This is a genomic window from Selenomonas sputigena (genome assembly GCF_026015965.1).
Taxonomy (GTDB): Bacteria; Bacillota; Negativicutes; order Selenomonadales; family Selenomonadaceae; genus Selenomonas.
Genome location: NZ_CP110383.1, coordinates 2507090 through 2531580, shown reverse-complemented (window position 1 = coordinate 2531580; position 24491 = coordinate 2507090). Strand labels below are relative to the sequence as shown.

Below are 24491 nucleotides of genomic sequence, written 5' to 3'. Positions count from 1 at the left end.
GGAGGAAAGCGAAGCTATGGTATATCTTGTCGGAGCCGGCCCCGGAGACCCGGGGCTTTTGACGGTCAAGGCGCACGCGTGTCTGAAAAAAGCCGACACCGTCGTCTATGACTACCTCGCGGACAGACGCATCCTCGCGCTCGTGCCGGAAGAAGCCGAGCGCATCTACGTAGGAAAAAGCGCGGGCAACCACGCGATGAAGCAGGAAGACATCTCGAAGCTCCTCGTCAAGCTCTCGCGCGAAGGAAAATGCGTCGTGCGCCTCAAGGGCGGCGACCCCTTCGTCTTCGGGCGCGGCGGCGAGGAAGCCCTGCTCTTGGCGGAAAACGGCCTGCCGTTTGAAATCGTGCCGGGCGTGACTTCCGCCATCGCCGTGCCCGCCTACGCGGGCATCCCCGTCACGCACCGCGGCGTCGCCGTCTCCTTCGCCGTCGTCACGGGACACGAAGACCCAACGAAAGAAGCCTCAGGGCTAGACTGGCAGAAACTCGCGACGGGCGTCGATACGCTCGTCTTCCTCATGGGCGTCGGAAACCTTCCCGCCATCACAGCCGAACTCATGCGCCACGGCCGCGCCGGCAATACACCCGCCGCCGTCATCCGCTGGGGCACGCGCCCCGAGCAGGAGACACTCATCACGACCGTCGAAAACGCCGCTGACGATGTGGCGCGAGCCGGGCTCAAGCCGCCCGCCATCTTCCTCGTCGGCGATGTCGTGCGCTATCGAGAGAAGCTGCGCTGGTTCGACGCGCCCGAGAGGCGTCCCCTCTTCGGCAAGCGCATCCTCGTGACGCGTGCGCGCGCCCAAGCCTCGAAGCTCACCGAAGGCCTCGAAGCGCTCGGCGCCGCGTGCCTCGAAGTGCCCGCGATCCGCATCAAAGAGCCTTCCGACGGCGGCGCGGCGCTCCGCGCCGCCATCGCTCATATCGCCGACTACGACTGGCTGATCTTCACGAGCGCGAACGGCGTCGAGCATTTCTTCCGCGCCCTTGACGGCGCGGGCAAGGACGCACGCGCCCTCGCCCGCGCCAAAGTCGCCACCATCGGCCCTGCGACAGCCGCGGCGCTCGCCGCCTGCGGCGTCCGCGCCGACTGCATGCCCGGCGAATACCGCGCCGAAGCCGTCGTCGAAGCCCTCAAGGGCGATGTGCGAAGCGGCACGCGCGTCCTCCTCGCACGCGCCGAAGAAGCGCGCGAAGTGCTGCCCGAAAGCCTCAAGGCGCTCGGAGCAGAGGTCACCATCGCCGCCGCCTACTGCACAAAGCAGGCAGAAGCCGACGGCGCTGCTCTCGCAAAAAAACTCACGAACGGCGAGATCGACATCGTGACTTTCACAAGCTCTTCGACGGCAAAGAACCTCTGCGCCATCCTCGGCGGCGCAGAGCCTCTGCAGCATGTCAAGTGCGTCGCCATCGGCCCCATCACGGCGAAGACGTGCGAGGCTCTCGGCATAAAGCCCGCCGCCGTCGCCAAAGAATACACGATCGAAGGACTCATCGAAACCATCAAGGAGATGCTGTTATGCTGAAGCAAACCCTTCGTCCGCGCCGCCTGCGCAGGACGGCGAACATCCGCGCCATGGTGCGCGAGACGGAGCTTTCCGTCCGTGATTTCGTCTACCCCATCTTCGTCGTGCCCGGCGAGAATATCAAGGAGGAAATCCCCAGCATGCCGGGCTGCTTCCACCTCTCCGTCGACCGCGCCGTCGAGCAGACGAAAGAACTCGCCGCACTCGGCATTCCCTCCGTCGAAGTCTTCGGCCTGCCCGAGTACAAGGACGAGATCGGCTCTTCGGCATGGGACGCGAAAAGTCCCGTGCAGCAAGCGATCCGCGCCATCAAACAGGCAGAGCCGGAGCTTGCCGTCGTCGGCGACGTCTGCCTTTGCCAGTACACGTCGCACGGCCACTGCGGCAAGCTATGCGGCCACGAAGTCGACAACGACGCGACGCTGCCGCTCCTTGCCAAGACAGCGGTCAGCCAGGCGGAAGCCGGCGCCGACATCGTCGCGCCGTCCGACATGATGGACGGACGCATCGCCGCCCTGAGAGAAGCCTTGGACGAAGCCGGCTTCTCCCATGTCTCCATCATGAGCTACGCCGTCAAGTACGCTTCGGGCTACTACGGCCCCTTCCGCGATGCTGCGGACTCCGCGCCCTCCTTCGGCGACCGCCGCGCCTACCAGATGGATCCCGCCAACGCACGCGAGGCGATGAAGGAAGTCGCGCTCGACCTCGCCGAGGGAGCGGACATCATCATGGTCAAGCCCGCGCTCGCCTACCTCGACATCGTGCGCCGCGTGCGCGAGACAATCGACCGCCCCGTCGCCGTCTACAACGTCAGCGGCGAATACGCGATGGTCAAGGCGGCGGCAGCGAACGGCTGGATCGACGAGAAGCGCATCGTACTCGAAACGCTCACAGGCATGAAGCGTGCGGGCGCCGACATCATCATCACCTACCACGCGATCGACGCGGCGAAGTGGCTTCAAGGCTGAAAAGGAGCGAAATATGCTGAACTTAGAAAAATCCCTGGAGGCGTTCGAAGAAGCGAAAACCCTCATGCCGGGCGGCGTCAACAGTCCCGTGCGCTCCTACAGAAACGTCGACTGCAATCCGCCCTTTATCGCGCGTGGCGAGGGCGCGCACATCTTCGACATCGACGGCAACGAGTACGTCGACTATGTGCTGTCGTGGGGGCCGCTCGTCGCCGGACACGCGCATCCCGCCGTCGTAAGCGCGCTCGCCGAAGCTGCCGCACGCGGCACGAGCTACGGCGCACCGACGACGCTCGAATCCGACCTCGTGCGCCTCGTGCAGAAGGCTTATCCTTCGATGCAGCTCGTGCGCATGGTCAACTCGGGCACGGAAGCGACGATGAGCGCCCTGCGCCTTGCACGCGGTTTCACGGGACGCTCGAAGATCGTCAAGTTCGTCGGCTGCTACCACGGCCACAGCGACAGCCTGCTCGTCGACGCCGGCTCGGGGCTTGCGACCTTCGGCGTGCCGTCGAGTCCCGGCGTGACCGAGGGCGTCGCCAAGGACACGATCACCGTGCCGTTCAATGATGCGGACGCCATCACGCGCGTCATGACGGAATACGGCAAGGACATCGCCTGCATCATCGTCGAGCCTGTCGCGGGCAACATGGGCTGTGTCCTGCCGGAAAACGGCTACCTTGACACCTTGCGCGCGCTGACCGAAAAGCACGGCGCACTCCTCATCTTCGACGAGGTCATGTGCGGCTTCCGCGCCTCCTTGGGCGGTGCGCAGGCGGCCTACGGCATCACGCCCGATCTCACCTGCCTCGGCAAGATCATCGGCGGCGGCCTGCCGTGCGCGGCCTACGGCGGCCGCCGTGACATCATGGAGCAGATCGCGCCCGCAGGCCCCGTCTATCAGGCGGGCACGCTCTCGGGCAATCCCCTTGCCATGACGGCGGGCATCGAAACGCTCAAGCTCATCTTGAAAGAGCCCGAGCCGGGAGAAGCCGACGCGAGCCGTGCGCTCACCTTGAAGACGAAGAAGCTCGTCCTCGGCCTTGAGTCCGCCGCACGCGAGGCGGGAGTCAAGATTCAGGCGCACCAGGCCGGCTCGATGTTCAGCCTCTTCTTCAACGAAGGCAAGGTCAAGGACTACGCAAGCTCCGCCGCTTCGGATCAGGAAGCCTTCAAGGTTTGGTTCCGCGCCATGCTCGAACAGGGCATCTACCTCGCCCCCTCGCAGTTCGAGACACTCTTCCTCTCGCTCGCCCACACGGACGAAGACATCGACCGCACGATCGCGGCGGCAGAAAAGGCGTTTGCACAGGTCAAGTCGAAAAAATGATATTGTACGAAATGAACTAGGAAAAAAACGCGGTTTTTTCCTAGTTCATTTCACAACTAAGAAAAATATGCTCTTTTTTCTCAGTTCATTCTACACCTAAGAAAAAATCTGCTTTTTTTCCCGTGTCATACGAGGTGATGATCTATGCCGACACCCATCCTGCTAAAGCAATATCACCAAAATGAACCCAAAAGCCAAGAGCTTTACCACAGTTTGTACAATTCCGTCCTGGCACATCACATCGACATACCGATTAAGCATCTGAATGCTTCTCACGAATTTACCTCCTTTTATTACTATACGGAAGACATCATGCAAATTCTCTCCTCCATCATGCTTGAACTCCGTCAATTGACAAGCATTACAGCAACACTTCCTCACATAGCGATTGAATCCTTCCGTCGAGCCTGTCTAATCGAAGAGATCCAATCCAGCAACGCCATAGAAGGTGTTCGCAGTACACGCAAAGAAATCAAAACAGCTATCGATGAGCAAGATTCTACAGATTCTCATCATCGCCCCCGTCTCTGGAGTACTGTCAACAAGTATCTGAAACTTCAGCAGCAGGAAGAGATTTCTTTTCGTTGTAGTCATGACTTGCGTAAATTCTACGACGAATTTTTAGCAGACGAAATCAAAAGAGATGATCCTGCTAATCTTCCCGATGGCAAAATCTTTCGGAAAGAACCTGTCGATGTATGGTCCAAATCGAAAGTCATCCATCGCGGCATCATTCCAGAGGAAAAAATTATTCTCTCTATGGAAACTGCATTAAAAACTTTACAGAATGAACAAATCCCGGGATTAATACGTATTTCCATCTTCCATTATTTCTTTGGTTACATCCATCCCTTCTATGATGGAAACGGCCGGACCTCACGCTTTATTACATCATATTACCTTGCCAAAATATTACACCCATTGGTCGCAATCCGTCTCTCCATTACCATCAAAAAGTCCCTTCGCGTATACTATAAATTATTTGAAGATACTAATCATCCAGGAAACTACGGAGACTTAACACCATTTATTACCGGTTTCCTTTGGCTGATTCAGAAAAGTACCACTCGTGTCAATGAGATTTTACAGGAACGGCGAAAAAAACTTGATGCTTTGGCTCAAGCTCTTGAAATCCACTACTTCGGGACAGCAAAAAACAAAGCCGACTGGAAAATTTATTTTGTACTGCTGCAAGCATATCTTTTTTCAGATGACGGAGCAACCTTAAAAGAGATTGCGAGCACGGTTGGGCAAAGCGCAAAAACAATTCAGACACATATCAAACGCTATCCCGCTGATCATATCACGACGAACACAACACGCAGAGCCCACAGATATAAACTATCTACAGATTTTATAAAAAAATTGGAAACTCTTGCATCAAAATAAAGTTCCTCCTCATCCAATCCGCCAGATGTGCCTCGAATCCCCGCATGCAAGACTTTCGTGACAGATTGCACATTTTGCTCTATAATAGAAGAAACCGTGCAGGCTGCCGCTCGCCTCTGCGCGCCGTACCTGCACAAATGTCCAGCAAAGGGGAAACATCATGGATAAAGAACAATTCCTGCACGTCTACCGCCACTCGTTGGCGCATGTGCTTGCAAAGGCTGTCATCGAAGTTTTCGGCAAAGAGACACAGTACGCCATCGGGCCGGAGATTGCCGACGGCTTCTACTACGACTTCCTGCTGCCGCGCCCAGCGACGAACGACGACCTCAAGACCATCGAGGAGAAGATGAAGGAAATCTTGAAGCGCAAGGAAGATTGGAAGCGCGAGGAGATTTCCAAGAAGGCGGCGCTCGAACTTTTCAAGAATCAAAAGTTCAAGGTCGAGCTCATCGAGGATCTGCCCGAAGACGAGATTTTGACGATCTACCGCACGGGCGATGACTTCGTCGACCTGTGCCGTGGGCCGCACGTCGAGAACTCTGCCGCACTATTGTCTGTCGCCTGGCAGCTTCGCTCCATGTCCGGCTCCTACTGGCGCGGCGACGAGAAGCGCGACCAGCTCACGCGCATCTACGCCTACGCCTTCCCGACGAAGGAGGAGCTCAAGGCGCACCTCGCGTTCATCAAGGACGCGCAGGAGCGCGACCACAAGAAGATCGGGCCGCAGCTCGACCTCTTCATGTTCGATGAAACGGCGCCCGGCATGCCCTACTGGCTGCCGCGCGGCTGGAAGCTCTTCAACGCGCTGCTGGAATTCTGGCGCGGCATTCACGAGGCGCACGGCTATCAGGAAGTTTCCGCGCCCGTCATCAACAACAAGCGCCTGTGGGTCACGAGCGGCCACTGGGCACATTACAAGGAAAACATGTTCCTGATTCCCGGCGCAGACGGCGACATCGAAGCGGACGACACCTTCGCGATCAAACCGATGAACTGCCCGAACGCCATCAAGATCTACCAGCGCAAGACGCGCTCCTACCGCGATCTGCCGATTCGCTACAACACGGTCGACGTCATCCACCGCAAGGAGAAGTCGGGCGAGCTCAACGGCCTCTTCCGCGTGCAGCTCTTCCGCCAGGACGACGACCACACCTTCCTCATGGAAGACCAGATCGCCGCTGAGATGGGCGACATCATGGACATCGCCGACGAGATCTATTCTACGCTCGGCATGAGCTGCAAGGCGGAGCTTTCGACGCGCCCCGATGACTTTATGGGCGACATCGCGACGTGGAACGTCGCGGAAAAAGAGCTCAAGGCGATCCTCGACCGCAAGTACGGCGAGGGCAATTACGAAGTCAACGAGGGCGACGGCGCCTTCTACGGCCCGAAGATCGACCTCAAGATGAAGGACGCGCTCGGCCGCGAGTGGCAGGTCGGTACCTTGCAGCTCGACTTCCAGCTGCCGCAGAACTTCGACCTCAAGTACATTGCCAAGGACGGCAGCCACAAGCAGCCCGTCGTGCTGCACCGCGCCATCTTCGGCTCGATGGAGCGCTTCATCGGCGTCCTCATCGAAAACTTCAAGGGCGCATTCCCCTTCTGGCTCAGCCCCGTGCAGGTCGGCATCGTGCCGATCCGCCCCGAGCACAACGACTACGCCAAGAAGGTCGCACAGAAGCTCTTCAAGAGCCGCGTGCGCTTCGAGGTCGACTACGCCGACAAGAACATGCGCGAGAAGATCAAGGGATTCAAGCACTACAAGGATCCCTATATCCTCGTCTTAGGCGATAAGGAAGCCGAGGAAAACACCGTCTCCATCAACGTGCGCGGCACGAACGAGCAGCTCAAAGATGTGCCGCTCGACACCTTCATCGAAATGTGCCGCACGATGAACGAAGAGCACAGCCTGGAGCTTCTGACGAAGGTTCCCGAATAAGTTCTTGCACAAACACATAAACGCAAAATGCCCCACCCGCCGCAAAATGCGGCAGATGGGGCATTTTTATATGCTTGCGCAGCTGAATCATGCATCAACACGATGCAAGCATCCCTGTTCTAGCTTCGGTCGCTCGCCAGCGCCAGTGCATACACAGAGCCTGCGCCCGCCTTTTTCAGCACGGCGGCGCAAGATGTGAGCGTCGCCCCCGTCGTCAGGATGTCGTCGAGCAGCACGATGCTTTTCCCCGCGATTTCTCCCGCGCCGCCTTTCCCCGCCTCGGAGAGGGAGAACGCGCCGCACACATTTTTCCTGCGCTCCTTCTCGCCCAAGCCGTACTGCGGCGCAGTCGAGCGCATTCGCGTCAGCAAGGGGCGCGCGGGGATGCCCTTCGCCTTGAGCCAAGCAGCGAAGATCAGCTCGGCCTGATTGAAGCCGCGCTCCTTCTCGCGCGCTTCATGGAGCGGCACATAGACGGCAAGATCGGCGGCGAGAAACTGCTCCGGCAGTTTCGCCGCCGCCAGAGCCGCGTGGATGTAGGGCAGGACGCCGCGCCTGCCGCGATACTTGAGGTCACGAATGAGCGTGCCGAGTGCGCCGCCGTAGAAACCGACCGCCCACGCATCATCGAGCGCGGCGAGCGCTTCTGCCGAAAGTGCGAGGCGATGCGGTCGCACCGTGCGCGAAAGGCAGGGCGCGCACCAGCCGCCGCGTCTCTCGCAGTAAGCGCCGCAAGCCGGGCAGCGTGCGGGAAAGACGACGGAAGATACGGCGTCCGCCAGGGCGGCGAGCCACGCCGCGCCCCTCACGACAGCAGCGGACTCTCGCCGCCCGCGCCCGCAAGTCTCTCGGCGAGCAATGTGTAGCGCCTGCGCGTCCTGTCGTTCGATACCGCCGTGAAGACAGCCGCCTTCGAGCCGAGCAGCACGACCTTTTTCTTCGCACGCGTCACCGCCGTATAGAGGAGATTGCGCTGCAACATGATGTGATGCGCAGCGACAAGCGGCAAGACGATCACAGGGTACTCACTGCCCTGGCTCTTGTGCACGCTCATGGCGTAGGCGAGCGTGAGCATCATGAGTTCGTTCGGCTCGTAGTCCGCCGTCAGCTCCTCGGAATAGCGCACCTTGACGCCGTCCGCCGACACCTCGCGGATGAAGCCAATGTCGCCGTTGAATACGCCCTTCGTGTAATCGTTCTTCGTCTGCATGACCTTGTCGCCGACCCGGAATGTGAGCGTGCTGTTACGAAACTCCGCCTTTTCGGGCGCGGGCGGGTTGAGCGCCGCCTGCAAGAGGCGGTTCAGATTGTCGACGCCGCACGGCGTGCGGTGCATGGGCGACAATACCTGCACCGCTTCCAGAGCGGAAAACCCCTCGCGCGGCAATTCCTCGCGGCACAGCGCGACGATGCGCCGCGCCGCCGCCTCCTCGTCGGGCATCTCCAGGAACTCGAAATCGCCGCCTGCAGTGAACTGCGGCATGCGCCCGCGATTGATCGCGTGCGCGTTCAGGACGATCGTTCCCTCGCCGCTCTGGCGAAAGACTTCCTTCAAGCGCACGCTCGGCACAGCGCCCGAGCGCAGGATGTCCTTGAGGACGGAGCCGGGACCGACGGCAGGAAGCTGGTCGACATCGCCGACGAGTATGACGCGTGCGCCCTCGAGCACAGCTTCGAGGAAATGCTCCATGAGCACGATGTCCATCATCGACACCTCGTCGAGGATGATAGCGTCGGCGTCCAGAGGATCGTCCGCGTCCTTCTCGAATACGGGCGAGCCGTCGGCCTCTATGCCGCCCTGTGCGCCCAGAAGCCGATGCACCGTCTCCGCCTTGCGCCCCGTCGCCTCTGCGAGCCGCTTCGCTGCGCGTCCCGTCGGCGCGCCGAGGAGCACGGAGAGCCCCTGGCTCTCAAGAACTGCGATCATGCCGCGCACGACCGTCGTCTTGCCCGTGCCCGGGCCGCCCGTCAGCACGAAGACCGCATGGTCGAGCACGGCGGCGACAGCCTGCTGCTGCTCTGCGGCGAGCGTGATTCCCGCCGCCCGCTCCCAGTCGGCGACGATGGCCGCCGCCCTTTCTGCGGGCAGCACGGCGGCCTTCTGCTGCAGGAAGAAAAGCATCTGTGCCGTGCGCTTCTCCGCGCGGTAGAGCCACGGCGGATAGATGAGCGTCTCCGCGCCGACCTCCTCGAAGGCGAGCCTTTCGGCGGCCAAGGCTTCCTTCAAGACCTCGCGCACCTCCTCCGTCGGCGTGCCGAGGAGCTTCGCCGCACGCTCCGTCAAAGCGGGCGCCGGAATGCAGCAATGCCCCTGCTGGGAGACGGTGAGGAGCGCGTGGCCTAGCCCTGCCTCGATGCGTTCCTTGCTGTCCTCGGCGATTCCTGCGCTCTTGGCAATCGCATCCGCCGTCAAAAAGCCGATGCCGGCGACGTCGCGTGCCAGACGGTACGGATGCTTCTCCATGACCTCGATGGCAAAGGAGCTGTACGTCTCGAAGATGCGTGCGGCGTACGCGCCCGAAACGCCGTGCATTTCGAGCCACAGCATGATCTCTCTGAGCTCCTCCTTCTCCATGTAGGAAGCGTGGATCTTCGCCGCCGTCTTCTTGCCGACGCCCGCGACCTCGGTGAGGCGCGAGGGCTTCTTCTCGATGATCTCAAGCGTCTCCTTGCCGAACTTCTGCACGAGGCGGTGCGCCATCGCCTCGCCGACGCCCGCGATCGCGCCCGACGCGAGGAAGCGCTCGATGCCCGCGAGACTCGTCGGCGCAGAAACGCGAAGCGTCGCCGCCTTGAACTGCTCACCGAAGCGCGGGTGCTGCACCCACTCGCCCGAAAGCGCAATCTCCTGCCCCACGAGCGGTGCGGGCGCGTTCGCCGTCACCGTCACGAGTCCGCGCCGCCCCGATGGCCGCAGGCGAAAGACCGTGAAGCCCCCCTCGGGCGCGGCAAAGACGACGCTTTGTGCCGTCCCTTCGAGCGTTTCCATGCTGCACCTCCTGTCCCTTGGCGGTTCTTTTCCTTCCTGCGCTTCGCTCCGCGCAAAGGCTCAGTCTCGCCGCGGGCATTGCCCTAGTCGGCGAGCGCTTCCCACCGCGCGTAGCGCTCCTCGATCTCCTGCTCCTTCGCCGCATACAATTCGGCGATTTCCGCGCTCTTTTCGGGATCGCCCTGCACCTCGGGCCGATTCATCTCGAACTCCAATCCCTTGAGTTCCGCCTCCGCCATGGCGATCTCCGCCTCGGCGCGTGCGAGCATCTCGGTGCGCTTGGCGTCCGACAGAGAGGCGAGGCGGCGCTGCTCCTGCTCCTTGCGGGCGGCAGCACCTTCCTCCGCCGTCTTAGAAGCACCTGCACCGCTCGCCGCGCCTGCGGCAGCGCCCGCCTGCGTCGGCGACACATCCGACGCCGCACCTGCCGCCCGCCGCATAGCGGAAGCCGCGCTCTTTTTTGCCGCCTTTTTCGCGCCGCCCGCCCTTTCCTCGGCGGCTTCGGCGGCTTCCTTCTCCTCGATTTCCTTCTTCATGCGGTAGTAGCTGTAGTTTCCCTCGTACTCGCGCAAACTTCCCGCTGCAAGCTCCGCCGTCGTGTTCGCGACCTTGTCGAGGAAGTAGCGGTCATGCGAGACGACGACGAACGTGCCGGGAAATGCCATCAGCGCCTCTTCGACCGCTTCGCGCGCAGGAATGTCGAGATGGTTCGTCGGCTCGTCGAGCACGAGGAAGTTCGCGCCCGTGAGCATGAGCTTGAGGAACGCCAGACGCGCCTGCTCGCCGCCCGAGAGATCGCCGATGCGGCGAAAGACCTCGTCGCCGTGGAAGAGGAACGCGCCGAGGTACTTGCGCGCCTCGTCCTCTGCGATGCCGAAATCGTAGTTGAGTTCGCCGACCAAGGTATTCTCAGGATTCAGCCCCTCATGCTGCTGCGAGAAATAGCCGATCTTCACGCGGCTGCCGATCTTCACGCGCCCTGTCTGCGCCGCAAGCTCTCCCAGAAGCACGCGCAGGAGCGTCGTCTTGCCCGCGCCGTTCGGGCCGACGATGGCGATGCCGTCGCCCTTGCGGACGAGCAAGGAGAGATGCGAAAACACGGTGTGGCTGCCAAAAGCGAAGGCCACATCCTCCAATTCCGCCACGCGATCGGCGCACTCGGCGGGCGGATGAAAGGCGAAGTAGCTGAAGCTCGCCTTCTCCGCCGGCAGCACGATGCGTTCCATACGGCGCAGCTGGCTCTCGCGCCCGCGCGCCTGCTTCGCCTTGATGCCCGCGCGGTAGCGGCGGATGTACTCCTCCGTGCGCTTGATGTGCTCCTGCTGCTTCTCGTAGGCGGCGAGCAGCGACTTCTGCCGCTCGGCGTGCACCTTCTGGAAGTAACTGTAATTTCCCGCGTATGCGGTCACCGTGCCGCCCGAAAGATCGAGGATGTGCGTCGCCACGCGGTCGAGGAAGAAGCGGTCGTGCGAGATGATGATGACGCCGCCCGCATACTCTGAGAGGAAGCCTTCGAGCCACTCGATCATCTTGATGTCGAGATGGTTCGTCGGCTCATCGAGAAAAAGGAAATCCGGCTCGCGCAGCAGCGCCTTCGCGAGGCATATTCGCGTCCTCTGCCCGCCCGAGAAGTGATGCACATCCTTCTCGAAGTCCTCCGCCGTGAAGCCCAGGCCAAAGGCGACGCGGCGGATGCGGCTCTCGAACGAATAGCCGCCGAGCCGCTCGAACTCGTCGACGACGCGCCCGTAGAGTGCGAGCTTTTCCTCGCTCGATGCAGCGGCGATCTCCTTTTCCAGCGCACGCTTCTTCTCACCGAGGTCGATGACGTCGGCAAAGGCACGACGAAACTCCTCGTAGAGCGTGCCCTCGCCGAACGCCGCCTGCTGCTCGACGTAGCCGATCGCCGCGCCGTCGTCGAGCTGCACGCTTCCGGCATCCGCCTCCTCCTCGCCCAGGAGGCAGCGCATCAAGGTCGTCTTGCCCGCGCCGTTCGCGCCGACAAGACCCGCGCGTTCGCCGCGGCGCACCTCAAAGGTCACATCATGAAAAATCTCTTTCACGCCAAACGATTTGGCAAGCCCGACTGCCTTCACCTAAAACTCCCTTTTCCCCATGGCGCACGCATACGTTTCGCCCCCATCTGCACATAGCGAGGGACTTTAGGAATCACTGATAAATTCAGCGACCTCATTTTATCAGCGCTTCCTTTATTTCATCCGTGCTTTCCTGACAACAATGATTTGCAAAATATTTTTATCGCTTCACATAATCCCTGCCGATGTTCACGAGCGCCTCGTCCTTCGCGCCGCCCTCCATGAGGATGCACGGAAACGGCATGCCGTAGAAGAGGTCGACCGTCCTGCCGCCCGCCGTGATCGTCGTCTGCGCTCGGTCGCTCCTCTTGCCCGTCTCGACGCTGCGGATGACGAAGCCCTTCGCCTGCAGGATCGCCGCGACCTCCGCGCCCGCGCCCGTGATGCCGCTCGAATTGACGACCGTGACGGCGACCGCGCTCGGCGCGGGCGGCTTCGTCGGCTCTTCCTTCTTCTTTGCCGCGCTCTCGCCCGCCGCATTTTCGCCCGACTGCGGCCCGGCATCGTCGAAGCGGAAGCCCTCGGGCATTTCCGCCTTGTACTTCGCCGCATAGCTCTCAGCGCGCTCCGCCGCCTCGCCTGCAAAAGGAACGCCCGCCGCGCGCGCCGCCATGCGGCGGATCTCCATGATGTCGGGAATCCAGTAGCTGACGCCCTTGAACCAAGCGGGATTGCCCGGCGCCATCTCCGCCGCCAGCCCGTCTTCCTGCACCTTCTTCATGATCTGCAGGAACTTGATCATGTCGCCCGTGTCGAGATCGGTCTTGACGCTCTTCGCCACTTCGCTCACGATCTCGGGCAGCTTCGCGAAGATCTCGGGCGAGGTCACCTTCTGCAGAACCGCACGCATGAAGCGCTGTTGGCGGCGGATGCGCCCGATGTCGCCCTCCATATCACGATAGCGCACATACTCGATCGCCTTCTCGCCCGTCATGTGCTGCATGCCCGGGTAGATGTCGATGACGAGTCCGCCGTCGTCATCCCAAGGATCTTCGTAGTACATGCGCTTCTCCACGTCGATGTCGATGCCGTCCAAGGCGTCAATGATGCGCTCGAAGGCATGCACGTCGATGAGGATATAATAGTCCATCGGCACGTCAAGCAGCTGCTCAAGCGTCTTCTTCGTCAGCGCATAGCCGCCGTAGGCGTAGGCAGCATTGATCTTGTCGTAGCCCACCCCCTCGATGGCGACGCGCGTATCGCGCGGAATCGAAAGCAGCGACGCCGTCCCCTTCTCGGGATCAACCGTCGCGACCATCAAAGTGTCGCTTCGCCCCACATCGTCCTTTCGCTCATCGACGCCCAAAATCATCACATGGATCTCGGAACTTCCTGCGATCATGCCGTCCGCCGTCGTGCGGCGCGCAAGACCGCCGCCGAAGAAATGCGCCGCAGCCGCCGCGACCGCGGCGACGAGCAAGACGGCGACGAGGATCCCGATGCGCCGATAACTGCGCTTCTGCTCCAAAACTTTCCCTGCTTTCCTTATCGAATACAGACAGCTGCCGCCGCCTGCCTACATATCAGATAGTTCAATACAGAAGTATAGCAAAAAAAGCCCGAAGCCGCAATAAAAGGGCGCAAGAGGAGAAATGTTGACCAATTATCAATTAATTGCTATAATGAATCCAAAAGTCCAAATTATGCAAAAGTCTTGGGCTTTTAGTCCTAAAGGAGGAGAATAATGTTCAACAAAAAATCTTCGCGCCATTCGCTGGCGCTTTTCGTCGCCCTCGCCCTCGGCAGCGGCGCGTTTCTCGCACCATCAGCGGCAGGCGCTGCCGATGTCAGCGGGCAGAATGTAGCGATTGACGATGCACATGCACCGAGCGACAACGCCGAACATCCCGGAGGCGGGCCAGCCTTCGGCACGGCAGCAGGCTTTATCAAGGAGGAAGCCAACAGCGGCAACGTGACAAGCAATACGCTGACATTCAAAAATATACACTATACGAAACAACTCTACGGCGGCCTTACGTTCGGCACAGGCAATGTGACAGGCAACCGTGTCATCGTCAATTCGGCAACGGGAACGTTTTTTTCCAACACCGACGGAATCTTTGGCGGTGCCGCGAACGGCGGCGGCAATGTAGAGGACAACCATGCCGTATTCAACGGCAATCAGCTCAACGGCGACTTAGTCGGCGGCATGACGAAAGGCACCGGCACAGGAATCGTCAAGGACAATACAGCACTCCTCAAGAGCGGCAATGCAACTACCGTCTACGGCGGCATAGCAGCAGCCGGAACGAACGGCGACGTGCTCCATAATCAAGCGACGATCGAAAATGGTCATACGGGAATGGTCTACGGCGGCTATGCCGATGAAAACGGCAATGTAAAAAACAACATTGTCACCATCAAGGGCGGCATCATGACGGGCGTCGAAGGCGGTCATTCCGACGGTACAGGCGAGGTATCCGGCAATACGGTCAACCTCGGCGACGGCACGAGCGCCATGGCGGCAGGCTACGCGATCAACGGCACGATTTACGGCGGTCGCAACGATAGTCACCCTGACAAAGTGTCGAACAACACGCTCAACGTCAACACCAATGCCGTAGCGCACAACATTAAAAACTTCTCGACGATTAACTTCAATTTCAACGCCCATACGAATGCGGCCTCTTCCCTGCTCACCTTAAGCGACAGCGCAGGGACACAGATTGCAAGCCTTGAGCAAATCCATCTGTCGGGTGCACCGCTCGACAAGAGCGAGGGCACGCTGATCGAGAACACGCACGGCATCACGGTCGCCAACTACAGCGGTGCAGTATCGCGCACGATGGAAAAGACGGAAAGCATCATCGATCGCGACGGCACGAACAAGATCGGCTATAAATACTACCAGTTCAAAGGCTCAACCGAGGCAAAAAGTGACAGTACAGCAATCTGGGGCGGTCGCTCCATCCTCGGCAACACGACAACAGGCAATGAAGTCACTGTGAGCGGCAATCATCTCCCACGTTCAGCCCATGGCGGCTTGACAAGCGGTACAGGCTCGACAGCAACGGGAGAGAACGCAACGACCCACAGCATGAACAACAAGATTACGCTTACGGGAACAAGCACTAACGTCCATCACATGAGCGGCGGTATGACGCTCTCGGCAGGCGGCAATGCAATAGGCAACCATGCAATATTGAACGCCGGCACCGTGCACGGACAAATACATGGAGGCACCGCCGTTAGCGGCAATGCCACAGGCAACTTTGTCGATATCAACGGCGGTACGGTAATCAGCATAACTGTCGGAGGCGCAGCCAATGGTTCAGGCAAATCTGCGAAGAATATTGTCAAACTCACAGGCGGCTCAGCGCTAGATGTCTATGGCGGTCACTCGCATGGCGGTGACACCGAGGGCAACTCCGTCCAAATCAGCGGCGGCACAGCGCGATCCATCTATGGCGGCGAATCCGGCGGTACGGGCAAGGCAACGGAAAACACCGTCACGCTCAAAGGCGGCACGCTGAGCGGTGATATTTTTGGCGGCATCGCCGCAAACGGAGATGCCGTAAAGAACCATGTCAACATCGAGGGCGGCTCCACATCGGGCCATGATGCCTACGGCGGCTGGTCGACGAGCGGCAACGCGACGGGCAACACCGTAAACATCACGGGCGGCTCGGTGCGTGATGTTTACGGCGGACGCGCGGCAAGCGGCAACGCGACGAAAAATATCGTCAGCCTCGCCAATGCCACGGTCAATTCCATCACAGGCGGCGAAGGCGCGACCACGAACAACAATACCGTCAACCTCAAGGGCAACGCGCAAGTCACAGGCGCACTCAAAGGCGGCACCGCTGCAAACGGCACGGGCAACACGCTCAATGTCACAGGAACAAACAACAAAGCCGACAGCATCTCAGGCTTCCAGAAGCTGACCTTCGATACGACGAACACCGACGCGAATCCCATGCTCCAAGTCACGGGCGGCGCGGCGACCGATGTCGATTGGACGAACCTCACAGCGACGGGCGCGGCAAGCGAGACGCCAAAGACGCTCATGGAAAATGTCTCTGGCATCAACATCAGCGGCCGCACGGGCGACGCTGTGAAATCCGAGCTGAACGCCGACGCCACGATGGAGACGAACATCGATGTTCGCCAGTCGGGCAGCACGATCACCGCCATCACCTACGAAGGCTACACCTTCAAGGGCGCGACGCAGGCGACGATCTACGGCGCAGACACCTGGGCGGGACGCTCCAAGGCGGGCAACACGACGCAGGACAACAAGCTCACGCTCAGCGATGCCAGCAAGACCTACGCGAACGTCTACGGCGGCTGGACGAGCGGCACAGGCACGAAAGCCGCAGCCGACAAACAGAACAACAGCCTGAACAACACCGTCGACTACACGGCGGGCACGGTCACGGGCACGCTCTACGGCGGCTACGCCGCAAACGGCGAGGCCTCGGACAACACCGTGAACCTCGGCGCGATCACGACTGCCGCCAACATCTACGGCGGATTCGGCACAGCGACGAAGAACAACACGATCAACCTCAAGGGCGCACGCATCACGGGCACGGTCACGGGCGGCTCTGATGCAAACGGCACGGGCAACACGCTCGCCGTCTACAAGCCATCCGAAGTGCACGACTTCGCAGGCGTGCAGAACCTCCACTTCTACACCGACGAGATGGCGGCAGGTGCGGCGACGCCCATGCTCAAGCTCGGCACGGCAACGAAGGACATCCGCGGCCTGAACATCGGCGTCGCCAGAAGCGGCGCCGCGCCGAAGCTCAGCAAGGGCGACAAGATCCTGCTCATGAAGACGGCGGGCGGCGCACTCACGACGGACGCCGCGATTCAGAACAAGGTCGAAGGAATGCAGGGCGTATCGCGCCGCTACGAGTACGAGATCAAGCAGGAAGCGACGGGCGAGCTGACGGCGACCGTCACCAAGGCGGGCTTTGCCGAGCAGGCGAAATCCCTCGTCGAAACGCGTGCAGGACTCGCCAGCTTCGTCAACCAAGGCGCCGACTACCTCGTGCAGGACGGCCTTGCCGCCGCCCAGATGTCCGTCAGCGCAAGTACCTCTGACAAAGGCAAGAACGCCCAGCGCAAGGCGGCCGCCTCCGACGGCGCGGCCTACCAGCTCTGGGCAGGTGCAGGCGCGAACAGCATGCGAGCGGAAAGCGGCTCCTACGTCGACTCCAAGGGCTGGAACCTCGGCGTTGGCTGGGCGCGTGAGGATGTTCAGAAGGACGGCGCGAAGGTTCTCTTCAGCCCCTTCGTCGAATACGGGCACGGCACCTACGACTCCTACCTTGACGACGGCACGCACGGCAGCGGCAAGATCAGCTATATCGGCGCAGGCGTCCTCGGCAAGCTCACACAAAAAGACGGTCTCTGGCTCGAAGGATCTCTGCGTGCAGGCCGCTCCAAGAGCGACTACAGCGCCAACCTCAGCGGCACGGCGGCGAGCTACGACGGCTCGAACACCTATTACGGCGCGCACCTCGGCGCAGGCAAGACCTTCGCGATCAAGGAAGACTCTTCCATCGACGCCTATGCACGCTACTTCTGGTCGCACCAGAACAGCATGACGGCAACACTCAACACGGGCGACCGCTACGAATTCGGCAGCGTCAACTCGCAGCGCCTGCGCCTCGGCTTCCGCTACAGCCTCAAGGACAAGACGACGGGCGAATTCTACGCAGGCCTCGCCTGGGAACATGAATTCGCGGGCAAGGCGGGCGCGACCTACCAAGGCGACGCCGCACCCAGCCCCTCGCTCAAAGGCTCAAGCACCATGCTCGAACTCGGCTACCGCTTCATGCCTAAGAACAGCCGCGTGAGCTACGACCTCCACCTCAATGGCTGGCAGGGCAAGCGCAAGGGCATCACGGGCGGCGCATCCGTCAAGTGGGCGTTCTGACAAAACAGCAAATATGATGCAGCACTAGGGAAAAAACAAACGGCTAGAAGGGCAGTCCCTCTCGACCTCCGTCGAGAGACTGCCCTTCTTATATTTCCATATAGGAAAGAACGTCTTGCGCCGCACTTTTCCCTTATTGACAAGCGCCCCCTCTTCTTCTGTCATCCTGAAGAAAATGCCCCATTCAACCCCGCCGCCCTTCCGCGCACGCTCGTATTAGAGGATTTTCGCCCATTTCACTTCCTTCTTAAATTGACAATTCACCTATACCGGTGCTAAGATATTCATGTGTTTTAAGAATGAAAACATATATATTATTTATGCTTTCATTCTGCAAAGAATCCATACCGCCGTTCGTTAATTTCTATCATCATGAAGAGGTGTTCCTTTTGAAAAAGACCAAAATCCTTTCCGCCCTTGTCGGCGCTGCTATGCTCGCCACTGCCGTCCCCGCCTCTGCTCATGGCGTCTGGTTCGCACCGCGTCTGGATCAGACCCAGCTCGTCCTCGGCGAAGGTTACAAAGACAATGCTTATGACCCAAAGGATGTCACGATGCTTGTCGGCTTCGATAAAACCTATACGCGGGTTCCTCTCGAAATCATTGACGGCGGCAATCACATCACGATCAATCCGTCTCAAAACGTTTCCGTCGCTGTCGTCTATTTTGACTACGGCTATTGGTCGAAAGGGCCGGACGGCAAATACGTCAACAAGCCAATGGATCAAGTTCCCGGCTCGACCATAGGCACGCATGCCATCAAATACAGCGTCAATTATCTTAAAGGCGTCGACAAGGTGGCTCCCTTGCCGGATCTGCCGTACCAGATCGTTCCCCTGAAAGATCCCACCAAGCTCAATGTCGGCGATTATCTGCCCGTACAGGTACTGCACAACGGCCAGCCGCTGCCAAACGCTGAAATCATCCCCGACGTCGTCAATCACCACACCGTGACAATGACTACAGACAAGGACGGCAAAGCCAATGTTCTCGTCGCCAACGGCAGCATCAATGTCATCGGTCTCGAACTCGCAGAGGATTATCCGCAGTCCGACGGCAAAGCGACACGCGACAAGATCTTCAGCAGTCTGAGCTTCATGATTTATCCGCCGGAAGACGACTGATCCGGCACAGCCATAGGCACGAATACGGGATTTCATAAGCGAAAGCCCGCCCATTTTCTTGAATGCCCGTCAAAATTCTTACTCAGACGAAGCATGTTTGAGTAAGAATTTTGATCGCACGGAAAAGGGCGGGCTTTTTTAGCGCGAAAGTCCGAGAAGTCAAGCCGAAAGCGCAGGCCGCTGTTCCTTTCTGTTGATTGACCTGTCGCTTCAGCGCGGCGCGTACATGATGACAGCGACGCCCACGAGCGCGATGGCGCTGCCGATGATGTCGAAGCGGTCAGGCGCGATGCCGTCGACGCGCCAGCCCCATAGGAGTGACAATACGATAAAGACGCCGCCATAAGCGGCGTAGACGCGCCCGAAACTGCCCTCGGGCTGCAGCGTCGGCACGATGCCGTAAAGGATCAGGATGACCGCGCCGAAAAAAGCATACCAAAGACTCGCGCCGTTTCGCAGCCACTGCCAGATCAGATAACCGCCGCCGATCTCGAACAATCCAGCCAGAAGGAAATACGCAAGAGATTTCAACACAAGCATGATTTTGCCTCCTATTCCAGGGAATCACTGATAGAATGAGGTCGCCCGGATGTGTGAAGATGGGTGGCTGAATTTATCAGCGCTTCCCTAGGGAAAGGATTCTCCCTGCCGACTCCTTTTCCCTGCCCGACGCTTCCCTTTGCAGCGGACGGAATGTCGGCATTCCCCATTCATACCCTCACAAGAAATGGCAGAAAATCATCAAGATATGCCCGTAATCTTTCCTCAAAACAACAATATCTAGTTTTTCAGACGAAAATCCGACATTTTTCATTTGCCAACAGATACTCTTTATCCTATAATAGACACTAGCGTTTTGAAACGAACACATATTGTAGGAGGCACATCATTGGAAAAGTGGTTTGACACGGAAATCGGCAGGAGCATCCTGCAGGCAAAATATTATCATGCGGGAGAGACAGAGCCGCACGAATTCATCGAGCGCGTAGCGGGCATCTTCTCGCCCGAGGTGCGCGAAAAAATGCGCTCCTACCTTGAAGATGGAGCACTCTCACCTGCGGGGCGCACGCTCTATGCGGCGGGCGCAAAAGGAAAGTTCAAGAGCAGCCTGTCGAACTGCTACATCATGCCGTCGCCGACGGACGACATCGAGTCCATCTTCACCGTCAACCAGCAGATTGCCAAGATCTTCTCCTACGGCGGCGGCATCGGCGTGAACATCAGCGGCCTGCGCCCCAAGGACAGCCGCGTGAACAACGTCGCGCGCAGCTCGACGGGAGCCGTATCCTTCCTCAAGATCTTCAACACAACGGGCGAAGTCATCAGCCAGAACGGCAGACGCGGCGCGATGCTCGTCGCACTCGACTCGGAGCACCCCGACATCTACGAATTCCTGCACATGAAGCAAGAGAATGAGAAACTCGCCTCGATGAACCTCTCGATCCTCTTCTCCGACGCCTTCATGCAGGCCGTCGTCGATGATACCGAATACGAGCTGACCTTCGACGTCGAGGCGACGGGCGAAAAGATCCGCCGGACGATCCGCGCCGCCGAATTCTTCGATGAATACTGTCAGACGCAGTGGGATTGGGGCGACCCCGGCGCACTCTTCAAGGACAGGCTCAACGACTACACACTGCTCTCGGGCTACGACGAATACAAGATCGAAGTCACGAACCCCTGTGGCGAGTTCGGCGGCAACGCCTACAACTCATGCAACCTCATGAGCCTCAACCTCTATTCCTTCATTGAGGACAAGTTCGGCGATGCGCCGCATCTTGCAGAAGAGGAGTTCCGCGCCGCCGTCCAGACGGCCGTGCGTGCGCTCGACGAAGTGCTCGACTACGGCTTCGACACGCAGCCTTTGGAAGAGAACCGTCAATGCATCCGCGATTGGCGCAGCGTCGGACTCGGGCTCTTCGGCGTCGCCGACGCTTTCGTCGCCATGAAGCTCGCCTACGGCAGCCGCGAGAGCTGCGACTTCATCCAAGGCGTGCTGCGCAATATGTTCACGGAAGCCGCACGCACTTCCGCCGCCCTCGCCAAGGAAAAGGGCGCCTTCGGCAAATACGACTGGGAAAAGACGAAGAAATCGCCGCTCATCCAACGTCTCGCCGAGGAAGCGCCCGAGGTCTACGCCGAGATCAAAGAGTACGGCCTTAGAAACGGCACGCTTCTTTCCATCGCACCGACGGGCACGATCTCGCTCCTCATGGGCGTATTCTCGGGCGGCTGCGAGCCTCTCTATCAGATCAGCTACGAGCGCACAACACACAAGATGGAGGAAGGAAGCGGCTCCTTCCGCGTCTACGCACACTCCGTCAGCGATCTGCTCGACTATCACAAGCTGCCGCACGATCTCACGAACGAGGACATCAAGAAGCGTTTCCCGTGGGTCATCGAAAGTCACGACGTCCCCTACCTGCACCGCGTCGAACTGCAGGCGGCCATGCAGAAGTACGTCGACAACTCCATCTCCTCAACGGTGAACTTGAAGCATGCGGCGACGCCCGCCGACATCAAGAACATCTACCTCGCAGCATGGAAATCGCGCTGCAAGGGCATCACGGTCTTCCGCGACGGCTGCAAACGCGGCAACATCCTCGGCGTCAAAGAAGCCGCCGAGCAGGAGATCGCCTACGACACCGTGCGCCCGCGCCGCCGCGACAACATCGCGCGGCTCGAAGGCGTGACGCTCCTTCGCCATACGTCGTGCGTCGACAAGATGTACATCACGGTCAACAAGACCTCCGACGGCGACGTCTTCGAGCTGTTCACGAACACCTCGGGCGGCTGCCAGTCGAACATCGCGACCATCACGCGCCTGACCTCTCTCGCACTGCGCTCGGGCGTGCGCGTCAAGGACATCATCAAACAGCTGACCGTCAGCCGCTGCTCCGCCTGCCAAGCCCTGATCCGCAGCGGACGCAAGGACATCTCGCTCTCGTGCGGCAGCGCCATCGGCACGGCTCTCGCCGAAATCTACAACGAATGCCAAAAGGACGAGACGGCGAAATACAAGGACAAGAGCGACGACAAGGCAATCAACAAAGAATGCCCCGAATGCAAGCGCCACACTCTGCGCCCCGAAGGCAACTGCGTGACCTGCACCTATTGCGGCTGGTCGAAATGTGAATAAGACCTCTGAACAAGAACAACACCTCGCTGTGATGCCGCGCCAAAGCAAAGGCGACATAAAAAGCCCGCCCTTTCCCCATACATGCAGGGGAAGGAGCGGGCTTTTACTTCTATGCCTTCGGCTCGATCACGCCGTTCTGATAGGCGATGAGCAAGTTGTAGAGGTCGGCGATCTCCTCCTGGATGTCCTTGCCCTCGTCCGTGTCGCCGAGCGTCGTGAGCTTCGTCTGCAGTTCGACCGTCTCGGAGACGGATTCGATGTCCTTGTTCTCCTTCAGCGCCTGGCGCACGTCGGCGACCTGCTGGTGCATGAGGAGGCGGAAGCCGCGCGAGTTGGAGATGAGCGTGAAGCCTGAAATGCCCGTTTTCTTGTGGTACGCCTGGCAGAAGCCGCCGTCGATGATGATGGCCTTGCCGTGCGCCTTGACGGGCGTCTCGCCCTTCTTGACCTTGACGGGCACATGGCCGTTGATGATGTGCCCGCTCTCGGGCAGGCCGAATTCTGCAAGGATGGAGCGGCAGAAATCCTCGTCGTCCAGCAGGCGGTAGTAGGGATCGGCCGGCTCCTTCCATGTACTCTCGTCCTCTAGGAGCGAGCGCTCGAAGGTCTTGACCTCGCGTCCCGAGCATGGCGACGTCCTGCCGCACCACAAGAACCACATGAAATCGAGATCTTCCTGCGCACGGAAGAGGTAGGCGCGGCGCGCGCGGCGGTCAGCGTAATCGAAGTAGGCGCGTCCCTTGTAAGCCTTGCCGTCGAAGATGACGTCGCGAAGCGAGCCGTCCTCGTTGACGGGAACGCAGCCGTGATAAAGAAGGTTGCCGTTGCAGCACTTGTAGAGACTTCCCTTCTTGTAGAGGAAGTCGACGTGCCTTTGCAGCATCTCGCTCTCCGTGAAGTACGATTTGAGGTCGGCGATGATGCGCTCCTCCTCCTCCGAGAGCGCGAACGGATCTTTCGGGTCGATCGTCGGGAAGTAGGCGCTCTCCAGCTCGTAGCGGCGATCGCCGAGCATGACGTAGGAGGAGTTGTAGTTGATCTTGTCGAGGAGACGGCGACTCTCCATCTCGAAGTCGGGATTCCTTGCGATGAGCTGGCCTTCGAGCTTCAGCATGATCATCGTGATCGCCTTCTCCGAGGCGCGAATGGCATTGGAATCGGGATAGATGCGCGTCGAAAAGAGCGATAGGGGACGCAGGCTGATGCCGTAGCCGCGCTCTAAGACGTCGGTGTTGTGGTAGCGCAAGCTGTTTCTCACGACGCCCGCGATGCAGACCTCGCTGCCCGCTGCCGCGCCCATCCACATGACGTCGTGGTTGCCCCACTCGATGTCGATATCGTGGTAGTCGAGGATCATGTTGAGAATCGCGTCGGGACGGCTGCCGCGGTCGAAGAAGTCGCCGACGATGTGCAGATGATCGACGGCGAGACGCTTGACGAGCACGCAGAACGCTTCGATGAAGCCTGCGCCGCTGTCGATCTGCACGATGGTCGCGAGGAGGCGGCGATGGTACTGCGCCTGCGCCGTGTCCTCCTCGGGGCGCGTGTAAAGAAGCTCGACGATGACGGACTCATAGCGCTTGGGGATGAAGCCGCGCACCTTCGCCGCCGGGTACTTGTAGCTCATGAGCTTCGACAGCTCCAAGAGCCGCGCGAGGTTCTCACGATACCAGGCGGGCGTGTCCTTGCGCTCGGCGTGCATGCGCTCGATCTTTTCCTTCGGGTAGTAGATGAGCGTGCAGAACTCCGCCTTCTCTTCATCCGTCATGCGGTCAGCAAAGACGTATTCGACCTTCTCGCGAATGACGCCCGAGCAGTTGTTCAAGATGTGGAAGAACGACTCGTACTCGCCGTGCAGATCGCTCATGAAATGCTCAATGCCCTTGGGCAGACCGAGCTGCGCCTGCAGGGAGATGAGCCTTTCGTAGACGGATTCCAGCGTCGGGTACTTCTCGGCGAGAAGCCCCAAGAGCTTGTTCTTCTTCTGCGTGCCCTGTTCCATCGTGATCCCCTCCAATGTGACCTCTTCTCCTATGCTTATAGACTTCCCCGCAAGCAAGGCGCTTTCCTTCTTGCCTGCGGCGGTGCAAAAATAAATT

14 protein-coding genes are annotated in these 24491 nt (G+C 59.7%); 8 read left to right on the top strand and 6 right to left on the bottom strand.

Annotated elements, in window-relative coordinates; genetic code table 11:
* Positions 1 to 16: 16 nt before the first annotated feature.
* The 5 genes from cobA to thrS all read left to right on the top strand — a co-directional run bounded on the left by cobA (position 17) and on the right by thrS (position 7157).
* Positions 17 to 1528 carry a uroporphyrinogen-III C-methyltransferase gene (gene cobA / locus OL236_RS12025; RefSeq protein WP_265070796.1) on the top strand — a complete coding sequence of 504 codons (1512 nt, stop codon included), beginning with the start codon at positions 17 to 19 and terminating at the stop codon, positions 1526 to 1528.
* Positions 1522 to 2496 (top strand): porphobilinogen synthase, encoded by a 975-nt coding sequence (gene hemB, locus OL236_RS12020; protein WP_265070795.1) that lies wholly within the window; start codon positions 1522 to 1524, stop codon positions 2494 to 2496. The genes cobA and hemB overlap by 7 nt, the downstream gene beginning before the upstream one ends.
* Before the next feature lie 13 nt (positions 2497 to 2509).
* Positions 2510 to 3826 carry a glutamate-1-semialdehyde 2,1-aminomutase gene (gene hemL, locus OL236_RS12015; protein ID WP_265070794.1) on the top strand — a complete coding sequence of 439 codons (1317 nt, stop codon included), beginning with the start codon at positions 2510 to 2512 and terminating at the stop codon, positions 3824 to 3826.
* A gap of 144 nt (positions 3827 to 3970) precedes the next feature.
* Complete coding sequence (locus OL236_RS12010; RefSeq protein WP_265070793.1) at positions 3971 to 5215, top strand: Fic family protein; 1245 nt, start codon at positions 3971 to 3973, stop codon at positions 5213 to 5215.
* A gap of 160 nt (positions 5216 to 5375) precedes the next feature.
* Entirely contained in the window at positions 5376 to 7157 is a 1782-nt protein-coding gene (thrS, locus tag OL236_RS12005; RefSeq protein ID WP_265070792.1) for a threonine--tRNA ligase, read from the top strand.
* Between the two features lie 119 nt (positions 7158 to 7276).
* Here the strand turns inward: thrS and OL236_RS12000 are convergent, their stop codons facing one another.
* From OL236_RS12000 to OL236_RS11985, 4 genes are all read right to left on the bottom strand, one after another.
* Entirely contained in the window at positions 7277 to 7966 is a 690-nt protein-coding gene (locus tag OL236_RS12000; protein ID WP_265070791.1) for a ComF family protein, read from the bottom strand.
* Entirely contained in the window at positions 7963 to 10146 is a 2184-nt protein-coding gene (locus OL236_RS11995; protein WP_265070790.1) for an ATP-dependent RecD-like DNA helicase, read from the bottom strand. Before OL236_RS11995 ends, OL236_RS12000 begins: the two co-directional genes overlap by 4 nt.
* Before the next feature lie 83 nt (positions 10147 to 10229).
* A complete protein-coding gene (locus OL236_RS11990) occupies positions 10230 to 12242 on the bottom strand; it encodes an ABC-F family ATP-binding cassette domain-containing protein (RefSeq protein WP_265070789.1) in 2013 nt (670 codons plus the stop codon).
* Between the two features lie 160 nt (positions 12243 to 12402).
* On the bottom strand, positions 12403 to 13710 hold the full coding sequence (locus OL236_RS11985) for an LCP family protein (RefSeq protein WP_265070788.1): 1308 nt from the start codon (positions 13708 to 13710) through the stop codon (positions 12403 to 12405).
* Between the two features lie 216 nt (positions 13711 to 13926).
* Between OL236_RS11985 and OL236_RS11980 the strand changes: the two genes are divergently transcribed.
* Together OL236_RS11980 and OL236_RS11975 are read left to right on the top strand one after the other, a co-directional pair.
* The gene (locus OL236_RS11980; protein WP_265070787.1) at positions 13927 to 18129 is read left to right on the top strand and encodes a hypothetical protein; all 4203 of its coding nucleotides are present in this window, start codon (positions 13927 to 13929) and stop codon (positions 18127 to 18129) included.
* 380 nt (positions 18130 to 18509) lie between these two features.
* Positions 18510 to 19253, top strand: a complete 744-nt coding sequence (locus tag OL236_RS11975) for a DUF4198 domain-containing protein (protein ID WP_264919861.1) — start codon at positions 18510 to 18512, stop codon at positions 19251 to 19253.
* A 210-nt stretch (positions 19254 to 19463) separates the two neighbouring features.
* Here the strand turns inward: OL236_RS11975 and OL236_RS11970 are convergent, their stop codons facing one another.
* The gene (locus OL236_RS11970) at positions 19464 to 19793 is read right to left on the bottom strand and encodes a YnfA family protein (RefSeq protein WP_265070786.1); all 330 of its coding nucleotides are present in this window, start codon (positions 19791 to 19793) and stop codon (positions 19464 to 19466) included.
* A gap of 349 nt (positions 19794 to 20142) precedes the next feature.
* On the opposite strand from OL236_RS11970, the gene OL236_RS11965 reads away from it, so the two are divergent.
* Positions 20143 to 22392, top strand: a complete 2250-nt coding sequence (locus tag OL236_RS11965; RefSeq protein ID WP_265070785.1) for an adenosylcobalamin-dependent ribonucleoside-diphosphate reductase — start codon at positions 20143 to 20145, stop codon at positions 22390 to 22392.
* 109 nt (positions 22393 to 22501) lie between these two features.
* On the opposite strand, the gene OL236_RS11960 is transcribed toward OL236_RS11965, so the two are convergent.
* The gene (locus OL236_RS11960; RefSeq protein WP_265070784.1) at positions 22502 to 24394 is read right to left on the bottom strand and encodes a fructose-1,6-bisphosphatase; all 1893 of its coding nucleotides are present in this window, start codon (positions 24392 to 24394) and stop codon (positions 22502 to 22504) included.
* Between the last annotated feature and the right edge of the window lie 97 nt (positions 24395 to 24491).

What these genes read in the sequence shown, in the direction of transcription:
- cobA (WP_265070796.1), top strand. Translation starts at nt 17, where the DNA reads ATGGTATATCTTGTCGGAGCCGGCCCCGGAGACCCGGGGCTTTTGACG.
- hemB (WP_265070795.1), top strand. Translation starts at nt 1,522, where the DNA reads ATGCTGAAGCAAACCCTTCGTCCGCGCCGCCTGCGCAGGACGGCGAAC.
- hemL (WP_265070794.1), top strand. Translation starts at nt 2,510, where the DNA reads ATGCTGAACTTAGAAAAATCCCTGGAGGCGTTCGAAGAAGCGAAAACC.
- OL236_RS12010 (WP_265070793.1), top strand. Translation starts at nt 3,971, where the DNA reads ATGCCGACACCCATCCTGCTAAAGCAATATCACCAAAATGAACCCAAA.
- thrS (WP_265070792.1), top strand. Translation starts at nt 5,376, where the DNA reads ATGGATAAAGAACAATTCCTGCACGTCTACCGCCACTCGTTGGCGCAT.
- OL236_RS11995 (WP_265070790.1), bottom strand. Translation starts at nt 10,146, where the DNA reads ATGGAAACGCTCGAAGGGACGGCACAAAGCGTCGTCTTTGCCGCGCCC.
- OL236_RS11980 (WP_265070787.1), top strand. Translation starts at nt 13,927, where the DNA reads ATGTTCAACAAAAAATCTTCGCGCCATTCGCTGGCGCTTTTCGTCGCC.
- OL236_RS11970 (WP_265070786.1), bottom strand. Translation starts at nt 19,793, where the DNA reads ATGCTTGTGTTGAAATCTCTTGCGTATTTCCTTCTGGCTGGATTGTTC.
- OL236_RS11960 (WP_265070784.1), bottom strand. Translation starts at nt 24,394, where the DNA reads ATGGAACAGGGCACGCAGAAGAAGAACAAGCTCTTGGGGCTTCTCGCC.